Annotated in this window: 10 protein-coding genes; 5 read left to right on the top strand and 5 right to left on the bottom strand. The window is 65.4% G+C overall.

The features are described from left to right. Nucleotides 1-53: 53 nt before the first annotated feature. Nucleotides 54-1,634 carry a hypothetical protein gene (locus tag ACE3TJ_RS15620; protein WP_374597758.1) on the top strand — a complete coding sequence of 527 codons (1,581 nt, stop codon included), beginning with the start codon at nt 54-56 and terminating at the stop codon, nt 1,632-1,634. Here the strand turns inward: ACE3TJ_RS15620 and ACE3TJ_RS15615 are convergent. Next, nucleotides 1,604-2,335, bottom strand: a complete 732-nt coding sequence (locus ACE3TJ_RS15615; RefSeq protein ID WP_374597756.1) for a winged helix-turn-helix transcriptional regulator — start codon at nt 2,333-2,335, stop codon at nt 1,604-1,606. The genes ACE3TJ_RS15620 and ACE3TJ_RS15615 overlap by 31 nt on opposite strands. A gap of 150 nt (nt 2,336-2,485) precedes the next feature. On the opposite strand from ACE3TJ_RS15615, the gene ACE3TJ_RS15610 reads away from it, so the two are divergent. Further along, nucleotides 2,486-3,628: an acyl-CoA dehydrogenase family protein gene (locus ACE3TJ_RS15610; RefSeq protein ID WP_374597754.1), complete on the top strand. Its 1,143-nt coding sequence runs from the start codon at nt 2,486-2,488 to the stop codon at nt 3,626-3,628. On the opposite strand, the gene ACE3TJ_RS15605 is transcribed toward ACE3TJ_RS15610, so the two are convergent. The 3 genes from ACE3TJ_RS15605 to ACE3TJ_RS15595 form a co-directional block, all read right to left on the bottom strand. Further along, nucleotides 3,588-4,952: a PepSY-associated TM helix domain-containing protein gene (locus tag ACE3TJ_RS15605; RefSeq protein ID WP_374597752.1), complete on the bottom strand. Its 1,365-nt coding sequence runs from the start codon at nt 4,950-4,952 to the stop codon at nt 3,588-3,590. The two genes, ACE3TJ_RS15610 and ACE3TJ_RS15605, sit on opposite strands and share 41 nt — an antisense overlap. A gap of 17 nt (nt 4,953-4,969) precedes the next feature. Continuing rightward, entirely contained in the window at nt 4,970-7,012 is a 2,043-nt protein-coding gene (locus ACE3TJ_RS15600; protein WP_374597750.1) for a TonB-dependent receptor, read from the bottom strand. A 146-nt stretch (nt 7,013-7,158) separates the two neighbouring features. Then, nucleotides 7,159-7,554: a DUF2946 family protein gene (locus ACE3TJ_RS15595; RefSeq protein ID WP_374597747.1), complete on the bottom strand. Its 396-nt coding sequence runs from the start codon at nt 7,552-7,554 to the stop codon at nt 7,159-7,161. 188 nt (nt 7,555-7,742) lie between these two features. On the opposite strand from ACE3TJ_RS15595, the gene ACE3TJ_RS15590 reads away from it, so the two are divergent. After that, the gene (locus ACE3TJ_RS15590) at nt 7,743-7,856 is read left to right on the top strand and encodes an entericidin A/B family lipoprotein (protein ID WP_374597745.1); all 114 of its coding nucleotides are present in this window, start codon (nt 7,743-7,745) and stop codon (nt 7,854-7,856) included. A 17-nt stretch (nt 7,857-7,873) separates the two neighbouring features. Here the strand turns inward: ACE3TJ_RS15590 and ACE3TJ_RS15585 are convergent, their stop codons facing one another. After that, nucleotides 7,874-8,326 (bottom strand): Lrp/AsnC family transcriptional regulator, encoded by a 453-nt coding sequence (locus ACE3TJ_RS15585; RefSeq protein ID WP_374597743.1) that lies wholly within the window; start codon nt 8,324-8,326, stop codon nt 7,874-7,876. Nucleotides 8,327-8,461: 135 nt separating this feature from the next. Here ACE3TJ_RS15585 and ACE3TJ_RS15580 point away from each other — a divergent pair, with 135 nt between their 5' ends. Both ACE3TJ_RS15580 and ACE3TJ_RS15575 read left to right on the top strand, forming a co-directional pair. Next, nucleotides 8,462-9,649 carry an aromatic amino acid transaminase gene (locus tag ACE3TJ_RS15580; RefSeq protein ID WP_374597741.1) on the top strand — a complete coding sequence of 396 codons (1,188 nt, stop codon included), beginning with the start codon at nt 8,462-8,464 and terminating at the stop codon, nt 9,647-9,649. Between the two features lie 14 nt (nt 9,650-9,663). Then, nucleotides 9,664-11,745: a transketolase C-terminal domain-containing protein gene (locus ACE3TJ_RS15575; protein WP_374597739.1), complete on the top strand. Its 2,082-nt coding sequence runs from the start codon at nt 9,664-9,666 to the stop codon at nt 11,743-11,745. Nucleotides 11,746-11,753 lie beyond the last annotated feature (8 nt).

Genomic DNA, 11,753 nt, shown 5'->3' with positions numbered 1-11,753 from the left:
CTTGATACCCCCGAAAATCATTATAGATTTGTGAGACAAGGGGGATGTCCGTCATGATTACTCGTTACGCTGCACTCGTGGCTGTGTTTTTCGTCACGTCAGCGGCGAGCGCACAAGGTTCTGCGTCGGATGCATTGTGGGCGGGATGCGGGGAAAATCCAGTTTCCAAGACAACGACGTTCATGGTGGGGCCCAAAGCCGCGAAAGCCAGAACGCCGAAAGTCCTTCCAGAGATCGGCCACCAACGCTGCACGCTGGCGCTTGATGATCCAGCGATGGCGAACGCGCCGTGGCAACGACGCGCAAGCCTTCTACGATCACGTGCCCGTTTCGCGCTTTTGAGCGACGACGCGGAAGGCGCACTTGCGGACCTTGATCTGATAAAGTCCATTGAACGGCCCGATACGGCCTATACGCGCAGCTTCGGATTATCTCTGCTGATGCTTCGCGCGCTCGCCCTTGCGAAAACCGGGCAATTCGAAGCCGCGACGATATCGGCGATGGAAGCCGCAAAACTGAGGCCCTGGAGCGACGACATTGCTACATTTGCTGCATTCATAGGCCAATTGGATGGCTCGACATCGGCCGACGAAGCGCAATTCTGGACACAGGCCATTCGCGTTTCACCTTCAAACATCGAACAGCGCGCACGTATACGCAGCGCGTCCGGCGACTGGGCCGGCGCGTTACACGACTGGAAACACGCAGAATCTGAGCCGGGGTCTTACGGAAAAGCCATGGACGGACGGGGCGGAAAGTTTAACCTTGTCACAACGGACGTGGATGTCACGCGAACGGGACAGGCTGCACTTTCCGCCGCGATGACAGGCGAAATCGAAACCGCACGAAAATGGCTGGCTGCTGCACGGAGCGCCATCGAAAGCCCCCCGTCAGACAGTGACACGCCTTACCACCCACGCATCAGCGCAGAAAAGCAGACCTCCAGGCTTGCAGCCTGGGAAGGCTTGGTCGAAGCAGCCGGAGCGTACAAATCCGGCGATGCACCCGGCGCAGCAGAGCGCGTGTACGCATTGAAAAACCTGCCTGCGAACATGATCGTCGTCCAGATGCTGTCATCCATCGCCGAAGCATTACCGACAGCGAGCCGCACAGGGCCGCTCAGTGATGTGTCATCTCTCAGAGCACAGCTTCTGAATGGTCAGCGGAAAGCGGCCGACAATGACGTGCTGCGGACTTTTTTATTGGCAGACATGCCCGAACATGAAGATGTTGCGGCAACCAACCACTATCGCAGTTCGATCCTGTTTCTTCGCGCGAGCGGTTTCAAGGATACACTTCGCAAAGATGGAACCGGCGCGACAATCAAGTATTTCGGAGACAAATCGACGCCGCTTGCGGTGGGAGAAATGGCTTTGTTGCGTGCCGCCGAACTTGCTCAGAAAAGCGGCAAGCCAGCGTTCCTGATCCGGGACCGCAGCGATTATCGGATGACATCCACACCGACGATGTATGGCTCACCCATAGGGCCGACTGTGACGGCCGGATACGGATCGCAGATCGAGGTCGATTTCCTTGATTCCATATCAGCCGACAACGACCGTGCAATCGATGCCGCCGCGCTGCGTGTGGCGCTCGAGCCAATCTACATTCGCGCCGACGCTGCCGGATCATAGCCGCTGGGCTGCTCGGCCCCGAGCTTCGCGAACGGGCTGAGGCCGAGCCATATGTGCATGTTCGCGGTGAGGCGGCGATCGCCGGTGAGGTGCAGGCGGTCCTCCTCCACCGCGGCTGCGACGGTATCGTGGCCCATCCAGATCGCGGTCATCGTGCGCAGGTCCGTGGACACGTAGAGATCGACATCGAAGCCCGGATCGACCGAGCAGAGATCGATTTCGGCGCCCGGTTCGATCATCAGCCACCAGGCTCGCCGATCCGCGGGCAGCTCGGGATAGCGGAACTGGACGACCGTCCGCTGCTCGGGGAGCGGACGCGGATCGAGATTACGCCGCATGTCCCACATCAGGAGCGGCGCATCGAGCCGCTGCAGCGAAAGCTCGCTATCCACCCAGCGATGACCCCACAGGCCGAACGCCTCGACGAGGGGTTCCAGCTCCCTGCCCGCCTCCGTCAGCCGGTATTCGGAAACGCCGGCATCGCGCGCGAACGGCTGGCGGTGTATGATGCCGGCCGCCTCCAGCTCCTTCAGCCGCTGCGAAAGGAGTGCGGGCGACATGCGGGGGAGGCCGCGGCGCAGGTCGTTGAAGCGGGTGGATCCGGCGATGAGCTCGCGCAGCAGCACGACGGTCCAGCGCGTACAGAGGATTTCCGCCGCCATCGCGACCGGGCAGAACTGGCCGTAAGTGGTCTGTGCCATCATCGGGTTCCTTTGCAGGGAAGTTTACCGCGAAATGGCGGGAGGTGACGAGTTCAGATTTTGTACCGGGGCGATTCAGATGCTGAACTGGCCGCACCCCGGCAAAATCGCGATCAGTTGCGTCAACACCCGATTGAGGAGATGACGGACATGTCGGCAACACCGGTTCTGAAAATGCAAACCCCGCGTAACTGGACAACGATCGGCGCAGAAATCGCCGCCGCCGTGGGCGCAAACGCCGCCGCCCATGATGCGGATGAGAGTTTCGTTGCGGAAAATTACGCGAAACTACGCGATTCCGGCCTGATCGCAGCGGCCGTTCCCGCAGAGCTTGGCGGCGGCGGCATCGATTACCGCACGCTTTGCAGCATCATCCGCCAGATCGGCTCGCGCTGCGGATCGACCGCGCTCGCCTTTTCGATGCACGCGCATCTGGTCGCGACCGCAGCCTGGCGCTGGACGCACCAGCAGGCGCCCACGGACGGCCTGCTGCGGCGCATCGCGGCGGAAAATCTCGTGCTCGTATCGAGCGGCGGTTCGGACTGGCTGAAAAGCGCAGGCACCGCCACGAAGGTGGACGGCGGCTTCCGGATCGACGCGCGCAAGATCTTCTCGAGCGGCTGCCCGGCGGGCGACCTGCTGATGACGAGCGCGGTTTACGACGATCCCGATGCAGGTGCGACAGTGCTGCACTTCGCGGTGCCCTTCAAGGCCGAGGGCGTCAGCATCCTCGACACGTGGCACGTGATGGGGATGCGCGGCACGGGATCGAACGATGTGGAACTGAAAAGCGTGTTCGTGCCCGACGCTGCCATCTCGGGACGACGGCCGCAGGGCGCGTGGCATCCGCTGTTCCACACGATCAGCATGATCGCCTTCCCGCTCATCTATTCGGCCTATGTGGGCGTTGCCGAGGGCGCGCGCGATGCGGCGCTGGCGATGGCAAGATCGAAGCCTGCGAATGCCGGACTCATCGGCCTTGCCGGCGAGATGCAGACGGCGTTCTGGACGGCGGAAACGGCGCACGCCGCGATGATCGCCACGGCGGAAACAGCAATGCCCGGGCCGGAAACCACGAATGCGATCATGACCGGACGCACGGTTGCCGGACAAAACGCGATCCGCACCGCCGAGCTGGCGCTGGAGGTCGCAGGCGGCGCAGCTTTCTACAAGAGCGCCGGGATCGAACGCGCCTTCCGCGACATACAGGGCGCGCGCTTCCACCCCCTGCAAGGCCCGGCGCAGCGCGATTTCAGCGGGCGACTGGCGCTGGGGCTCGATATCGACGGCTGAGCCATCGGCCGCCGAGCACGAGCAGAAGCGAGGCGCCAACAAGCGGGAAGATCACGGCAAGCGCCGCGATCATCCCGACGACAACAGGCGGTAGCCTATCATCCGCATGGGTGATCGGCGCCGCCAGTTCGCCTTCGGGACGCCTACGCCACCAGAGGACGACCCCGGCGACGACTCCGCCGATTAGGACAAGGCACACCGCAAGGTTCGCAAGCTGGTTGGCGAGACCGTATTCGCGGCCGACATGGAGCGAAACGCCCCACTCCACCGCCTTTGCGACCGGGCTGTAATTTTCCCATCCGATGTCGCCGAGGATCGCGCCCGTGCCGGGATCGACATGGATCGTGCGCTGGCCCGCCGCCTTGTCCGGCACATAGCTGATCGTGAAGACACCGCCGGGCGCGGACGGATAGAAGATGCGCACGCCGCCGCCGAAACGCTCGCGGTGGAGACGCGGAAGCAGCTGTTCGATCTCGGCAATGCCGACACTGTGGCCGCCGGAGCCGTGCGGCATCGGCATCTGGCGGATCGTCCACGGCAGCTTCGCGGCATCGGGATCGTGCATGGCGTGTTCGTCGGCAGCGGCGCCCGGGACCACTGTGGGCGGCGCCTTGAAGTTCGGCGAGGGCGCGACGAACGGCACGCTTTCGCCGATGCGCGCGAACTGCTGCCCCCAGAAGGCGGACCACGGCAGCCCGGTGAGCACCAGTAGCGCCACGAGCAGCGCGTTCATCGTGGCAGGAATGGCGTGAAGATCACGCCAGAAACGCCGCCCGGTCGCCGACAGGCGCGGCACCAGCACGCCGCGCAGCTTCCAGCGGCGCGGCCACCAGAGCCAGACCCCGGTTGCCAGCATCACCAGTGTCCAGCAGGCGACGAGTTCGACGATATGGCTGCCGATCTTGCCGCCCATGAGGTTGCCGTGGAGATCACGCACGATCACGGTCGGCTGGAGCGCCGGGTCGGCCGTGCCCGTCACGATGCCGCGATACGGATCGAGATACACATCCCGCGCCGCGCCGCCCGGAAGCCGAACGTTCCAGACGGCGGCCTCGCCCGCGCTGTGCGGAAGGCGGACCCTGCCGATGACGGCGCCGGGAACCGCCCGCCGCACGGCAGCCTCCTGCGCGGCGAGCGGGAGCGTTGCCCCGCCCGCAGCAACCGCCTGCATGTCGCGGTTCCACCAGCCGTCGATTTCCCGGTCGAACAGGTAGATCGCGCCCGTCAGCGTCAGCACGATGAGCAGCGGCGCCGAGAACAGCCCGGCGTAGAAGTGCCAGCGCCACACCGATCGGTAGGCGCCGGTTCCCCTTGTCCTCTCCATGGTCCGCCCCTCCCCTGTCAGAAGCCGACGCCGACGCGGATGCTGAACGTGCGCGGATCGCCCGGGTTGACCGCGAAGCCGTTGCCCGACGCCGTGTAATACAGCTTGTCGAACAGATTGCTGACGGTCGCGTCAATCGTGAAGCGGCCCGCGCGCAGCCCGGCGCCAAGGTCCACGATCGTGTAGGCGGGTAGGCTGACACTGCTGCCGTTCACCAGAAGGCGGCTGCCGACGCGGCTCAACGCCGCGCGGAGCGTGAGCGGCGTGCCGGGGACGGCAACCGCTGTGCGCGCCGTGATCGTGTGCCGCGGCACGTCGCCGAGCCGCAGGCCTTCGTCGCTATCGTTGCTGCGCGTGATCTTCGAATCGAGCAGCGCGTAGCCTGCCGAAAGCGTCCACCACGGCGCGGGCTGCCACTCGCCTTCCAGCTCGACGCCCTGAACCCGCTGCGCGCCGAGGTTGACGCTGAAATCGGGATTGTCGAGATCGATGGTGAGCGCGTTCACGCGCTTGATGCGAAACGCCGCGAAGCTCGCCCGGAAATCGCCGTGACGGAAACGGAGACCGGCTTCGAGCTGGTTCGATTCCTCGGGCTTCAGCGGCTTTCCGTCCGCTGCGCGCGCACCGGCGCTGCTTTCGACATCGAAGCCGGTGTTGTAGCCGGCATAGACCGAAAGCTGCTCGCTGACGCGGTAGGTGGAGCCGATCTGCCAGATCGTCGATTCAGTCGGCGTGCGGTCGGCGGCAACCCCGCCCCAGTCGCCGCTCGACGCCTTCACCCAGCTGTGCCGGACGGCGCCGACAACGTCCCAGCGATCAGTGAGCGAGACCTGATCCTGCAGGTAAACCGCGTGGCCATCGATATTGTAGAAGCTGTCGAACGCGAAGCTCGTGGCGGGTGCAGTCGTGTCGTAGTGGTAGACCGGTGCCGTCACATCGATCGGCGTGACGTTATCGAGCGAATATTGCGTGAAGCGGCCCCGTTCGCGGTCGTATTCGTAGCCGAAGAGCAGCTTGTGCGTGACCGGGCCGGTCTTCAGCGTTCCGGCAAGATCGAGCTGCGCGATCGTGTAGGCATCGTCCTCCCGCCCGATGCGGCCGTTGCGGCCGATGAGCGTGGAGGTGACCGGGGCGCGCAGCCGGATTTGCAGGAACGCGGAGTTGAATTCCTGATACTGGATGCGCGGCGTGAGCGTCCAGCCGTCCGCCAGTTTCACATCCACCCACGCCTGCACCAGCGGCGCATCGGCGGTGAGACGGTCGACCGCCGGCTCGCCGAGGTTGAGCCCGCGCCGCAGCCGTTCGCCGCCGTTCGGCGCCACGGTGCCGACGACCGGAAGCCCCGGATAACGGCCCGTCTTGCGCTCGGTGTATTCAGCGACGAGATTCGCGCTGAAACCCTCGCCGGCATAGTGCAGGCTGAGGCCGCCGTTCAGGCGGTCCATATCCTGGAAATCGATGAACGTGCTCGAGCGCTCAACCTCACCCGTGGCGCGGATCGAGAGTCCGGGCGCGACACCGCCCGTCATGTCGAACGCAACCAGCTTCTGGTCGAAGCTGCCGAAGGTGGCGGAGAAATGCGCGGCAGGCTCCGCCTGCGGCCGCTTGGTAACGATGCTGATGATGCCGCCGACCGCCGACTGGCCATAGAGCACGCCGGAAGGCCCCTTCAGCACCTCGACGCGCTCGATGTTGGAAAGCGCGGAGGCATCCACATCCTCGTAATAACGCTGACGCATCCCGTTGCGCATCTGATCGGCGAGGAAGCCGCGCACCTTGAGCGTGAACGACTGGTAGGCGCTGACGCGCGACGAGCCCGCGTTGGCGCTCGGCACCCCGCGCAGCAGGTCGCTGATCGAGCGGGCGCCGCTTTCGACAATGTCGTCCGCAGTGACGATCTGCACGCTCTGCGGCAGGCGATCGATGGGGATGCCCGATTTTTCGCCGAAATCGCCCGAAAACTTGGTGCCGGTAACAACGATCTCTGGGTCGATCGCTTCCTCGGCAAATGCGGATGTGGCGGCGGTGGTGGCGAGCAGGGCTGCAAACAGAACTTTCACGATACGTCCTCCTGTCGACCGGGCGCGCACGCGGCGCAGGCTCCGGCAGAATTGTGCGGAATATTCAGGCAGGACGGCCCCGATCGGCGCGCACGGCGGCGCGCGCGATCAGCGGCGGCAAGAACTGGACGATGCGCCGCGGGCCGTCAGAGGCGCGCGGGCGGACCGATCGCAGGGGGCGGCGGTGCCGCGAGACGGTGGACCGTGAGGTCCGCAATGGCACGGCTGAACGTGCGCCCTGCATCGATCGCAACGAAGACCGCGAGCACGGGCGCGGCGGCAAGTGTGCCACCGCCCATGCCAGCGAACGCGCAGGACGCGTCCATGCCGGAGGAATCGTGCTTCGCCGGTGCGTGATCGCCGCCAAGATCGAGAAGCATCTCGACCGGCCCGTTTCCGGTGCAAAGCGTGACGAGAACACCGTTGGCGGTCGCGACGGACATGTAGCCCGACGGGACGAGGATGCGGACGAACAGCACGAGGAACAGTGCGACCGCAACCGCGCCTTCCCGCATCCAGCCTTTCCGCAGTCCCCCGATCATGTCCGGTCCCATAGGAACATCGCTGCGGCTTGTCACCGACGAATCGGGACACGGACATGAGGCGCCGTGCCGCAGGCATCCGCCATCCGTAAATTCCCTGTTCACGTCGGGCGCGACAATTGCCTAGAAAACAACGGGCAGAAAATCGGGATCACGGGATCCCGGCCGGACAGGGTTTTGGAGGCAAGATGCGTTACATCATGGTCGCTGCGGTGCTGCTGCTGACGGCGTGCAATACGATCGGCGGCATCGGCAAGGATCTGGAGTCGGCGGGCGGAGCTGTTGCAGACGCGGCGAAGTAGACGAAGTCGCCGGGCGATTATACCGGCACGGCGGTCGTATACTTGATGCGCTTGAGCGCGAAGTGCGAGGCGGTGGACGCCACCGCCGCGTGGTTCAGGAGCTTCCGCATCAGGAACGCTTCATAGGCGCCGACGTCCGCGACGACGACGCGGAGTTGATAGTCCCACTCGCCGGACATGGAGAGGCACTCCATGATCTCCTCGCGCGCCATCACCCACGCCTCGAATTCCTCGCGGGCGCCGCGCTCGTGCGACTTGATGCGAACCTGACAGACGACATCGAGGCCTTTTCCGATCGCGTCACGGTTCACGAGACGCACCACCGGCCCGAGCACACCATCGCTTTCGAGATTGCGGATGCGGCGCCAGCACGAGGCCGCCGACGCGCCTACACGCTCGCCGAGCGCGGCGCTGCTGATGCCGCCGTCTTCCTGCATGATTCGGACGATCTGACGGTCGATCTCATCCATGTGATGCAATCATTTCACAATCACCCGCAAATCCGAGAAACCGTCTCACAAATACCGCAAAACATCTGAAGATTGAAAGAAATTTTCGCCGTTTCCCAACTATCCTGTTCAAACGTCGCATTGGGAGATGGCTGAATGAGCGCGCTGGCAGCACAAATCGAAAACGGATCGGTTCTGGATGGGCTTACCGCCCAGCCCGCCGACCCGCTGCTTGCGCTGATCGGCCTGTTCCGCGACGACCCCCGACCGGGCAAGATCGACATGGGCGTCGGCGTCTATCGCGACGCGGGCGGCAAGACACCGGTGATGGCGGCGGTGAAGGCGGCAGAAGCCTTCCTGCTGAAGGACCAGCAGACGAAATCCTACCTCGGACCGGAGGGCGACGCGCGCTTCGCCGAGCTTCTGACACCGATCGCGTTCGGCGAGATCGACCGTGCGCGGCTTTGCGGTGTGCAGACGCCGGGCGGGACCGGCGCGCTTCGCCTAGGCGCGGAGCTTCTGGCGCGCGGCCGCGCGGGTGCGCGGGTTCTCGTCGGCACGCCGACATGGCCGAACCATGTGCCGCTGATGGAAGCGGCGGGGCTGCAGATTGTGCCGTTCAAGCACTTCGACGTGGCGACGCAGACTTTGCGCTTCGAAGAGACACTCGCCGCCATCAAGGGCGCGACGCCGGGCGACGTGATCCTGCTGCACGGCTGCTGCCATAACCCGACGGGCGCCGACTACACGGTGGACCAGTGGAACACGCTTGCCCCCCTGATCGCCGAGCGCGGCCTGCTGCCCTTCGTCGACCTCGCCTATCAGGGGCTTGGAAACGGTCTCGAGGCTGATGCGGCGGGTCTGCGCGCGGTCGTGGCGCACAATCCGGATGTGCTAGTCGCGTATAGCTGCGACAAGAATTTCGGCCTGTACCGGGAGCGCGTCGGCGCACTGTTCGCGGTGTCGGACAAGGTGGACGTGATCCAGTCCAACCTGCTCGCGCTGGCACGCGCCAACTGGTCGATGCCGCCCGATCATGGCGCGGCGATCGTGCGCACCATCCTCGACAGCCCTGAACTCACCGCCAGCTGGCGCGCGGAGCTGGACGCGATGCGGCTGCGTATCCTCAGCGTGCGCGAAGGCGTTGCGGCGTTCGATCCGGCGCTCGCCACCCTGACGCAGCAGACGGGCATGTTCTCGATGCTACCGCTGAGCCCCGACCAGATCCGCACGCTGCGTGAAGTTCACGCTGTTTACATGGCAGGTTCCGGCCGCATCAACGTCGCCGGACTGACGCCGGACGCGATCCCCGCGTTCGCCGCCGCCGTCGCTGCCGTTCGCTGAAGAGGGAGACAATCATGGCCCAGGCAACCGCGCTCAAAGCCCCCCTCCGCAACGCGCCGGACGAGAATGTCGACTGGCGGCGTGTCGCCTATCTGCTGAACCTGTCGCGCGCACTCGACGCGATGGAGGAGCAGCGGCTCGTTCCCGAGAAGAAGGTGCTCTATCAATTTTCCGCGCGCGGACACGACATGGCGCAGATCCTGCTCGGCAGCCGCCTCGACAACCCGCGCGACGCGACCTGCGGCTATTACCGCTCGCGGCCGCTGCTGCTGTCGCTCGGCGTCGACGTGGCGGACGCGCTCGGTTCCTCGATGGGCCGCGCGGGCGGCTATTCGGACGGGCGCGACATCGGCGTGGTGTTCAACTTCCCGAACCCGAGCGGCGCTTCGGCGCTCCCGATGTGCGGCGGTGTCGGCGCGCAGTACACGCCGACCGCCGGATGGGCGCAGGCGATCGATTACTACCGCGACGTCATCAAGGACCCGGCCTATGAAGGCGCACTCGCCGTCGTGCTGGGCGGCGACGGGTCGGTCGCTTCGAACGGCTTCTGGGCGGCGCTGACCGTCGCCACGACGCAGAAGCTGCCGATGCTGTTCTACATCGAGGACAACGGCTACGGCATCTCCGTGCCCTCCACCTTCCAGACGCCGGGCGGCAACATCGCCGCCAACCTCGCGGCATGGCAGGACCTGCGCATCATCAATGGCGACGGCACCGAACCCGCCGAGGCGGCGCGGCTGATCGAAGAGGCGGTGAGCTATGTGCGCGACGCGCGCGCGCCTGCGCTGCTCCGCCTCACCGTGCCGCGCCTGCAGGGACACAGCTTTCAGGATACGCAGACGTACAAGGACGAGGACTTCGTCGCATCCGAATGGGCGCGCGATCCGCTGCCCAAACTGAAATCGTATCTCGTTCCCGCGCTGCTTTCCGAAAGCGAGTGGGCGGCGATCGAAGACGAAGCTGGGGCCGATGCGGAGGCCGCGCGCGAGCGCGCCGAGGCGCGGCCCGTGGCCGACCCGGAAACGGTGATGCGGAACGTGTTCTTCGAAGGCGAGCTTCAAACGGTCGGCGGGCAGTGGACGCACGGCTACACGGCGCCGCCTTCGACGGACCAGCCGAAGCCCGAAGGCCAGCGCATCAACATGGTGACGGCGATCCGCCGCACGCTGGAGCACGAGCTGGAGATCAACGAGCGCGTCGTGCTGTTCGGCGAGGACATCGGCCCCAAGGGCGGCGTCCACGCCGTGACGCTGGGGCTGCAGGAGCGCTTCGGCGAGGCGCGCGTGTTCGACACCAGCCTTTCGGAAGAAGGCATCATCGGCCGCGCCGTGGGCATGGCGCTCGCCGGGCTGATGCCGGTGCCGGAAATCCAGTTCCGCAAATACGCCGAGCCCGCGACCGAACAGATCAACGACTGCGGCACGATGCGCTGGCGCACCAACAACCGCTTCGCCGCGCCGATGGTGCTGCGCATTCCCGGCGGCTTCTTCAAGTGCGGCGATCCGTGGCATAGTCAGACGAATGAAGTCGCTTTCATCCACAACCCGGGCTGGAAGGTCGCGGTGCCTTCGAACGCCGAGGATGCCGTGGGCCTGCTGCGCGGCGCGCTGCGCGGCAATGACCCGGTGATCTTCTTCGAGCACCGCGCGATGCTGGACCACGCGTGGGCGCGGCGGCCGTATCCCGGCGACGATTTCGTGCTGGAATTCGGCAAGGCGAAGTTCACCCGCGAGGGCAGCGACATCACGATCGTGACGTGGGGCGCGATGGTGCAGCGCTGTGAGGAGGCCGCCGAAGGTCGCTCCGCCGACGTGATCGACCTGCGCACTTTGATGCCGTGGGACAAGGCGGCGGTGCTTGAATCCGTGCGTCGCACCGGGCGCTGCCTGATCGTGCACGAAGACCTGCAGACGGCGGGCTTCGGCGCGGAGATCGCCGCCGTGGTGGCGGACGAGGCCTTCACGAACCTCGACGCGCCGGTCGCGCGGCTGACCATGCCGGACATTCCGAGCCCGCATAATCCCGTGCTGCTCAACTGGGCGGTGCCTTCGGTCGAGCGCATCCGCGCGAAGATCGACGACCTGATCGGTTTTTGAAGGACGCT

This window comes from Sphingosinicella sp., from assembly GCF_041916975.1.
Classification (GTDB): Bacteria; Pseudomonadota; Alphaproteobacteria; order Sphingomonadales; family Sphingomonadaceae; genus Sphingosinicella.
The sequence above is the reverse complement of the archived record's forward strand: the minus strand, read 5'-3'. Positions and strand labels throughout refer to the sequence as shown.

Excerpts from the sequence above, each read along its gene's own strand:
- ACE3TJ_RS15620 (WP_374597758.1), top strand. The coding sequence starts at position 54 with ATGATTACTCGTTACGCTGCACTCGTGGCTGTGTTTTTCGTCACGTCA.
- ACE3TJ_RS15575 (WP_374597739.1), top strand. The coding sequence starts at position 9,664 with ATGGCCCAGGCAACCGCGCTCAAAGCCCCCCTCCGCAACGCGCCGGAC.
- ACE3TJ_RS15605 (WP_374597752.1), bottom strand. The coding sequence starts at position 4,952 with ATGGAGAGGACAAGGGGAACCGGCGCCTACCGATCGGTGTGGCGCTGG.
- ACE3TJ_RS15610 (WP_374597754.1), top strand. The coding sequence starts at position 2,486 with ATGTCGGCAACACCGGTTCTGAAAATGCAAACCCCGCGTAACTGGACA.
- ACE3TJ_RS15585 (WP_374597743.1), bottom strand. The coding sequence starts at position 8,326 with ATGGATGAGATCGACCGTCAGATCGTCCGAATCATGCAGGAAGACGGC.
- ACE3TJ_RS15595 (WP_374597747.1), bottom strand. The coding sequence starts at position 7,554 with ATGATCGGGGGACTGCGGAAAGGCTGGATGCGGGAAGGCGCGGTTGCG.
- ACE3TJ_RS15590 (WP_374597745.1), top strand. The coding sequence starts at position 7,743 with ATGCGTTACATCATGGTCGCTGCGGTGCTGCTGCTGACGGCGTGCAAT.
- ACE3TJ_RS15615 (WP_374597756.1), bottom strand. The coding sequence starts at position 2,335 with ATGGCACAGACCACTTACGGCCAGTTCTGCCCGGTCGCGATGGCGGCG.
- ACE3TJ_RS15580 (WP_374597741.1), top strand. The coding sequence starts at position 8,462 with ATGAGCGCGCTGGCAGCACAAATCGAAAACGGATCGGTTCTGGATGGG.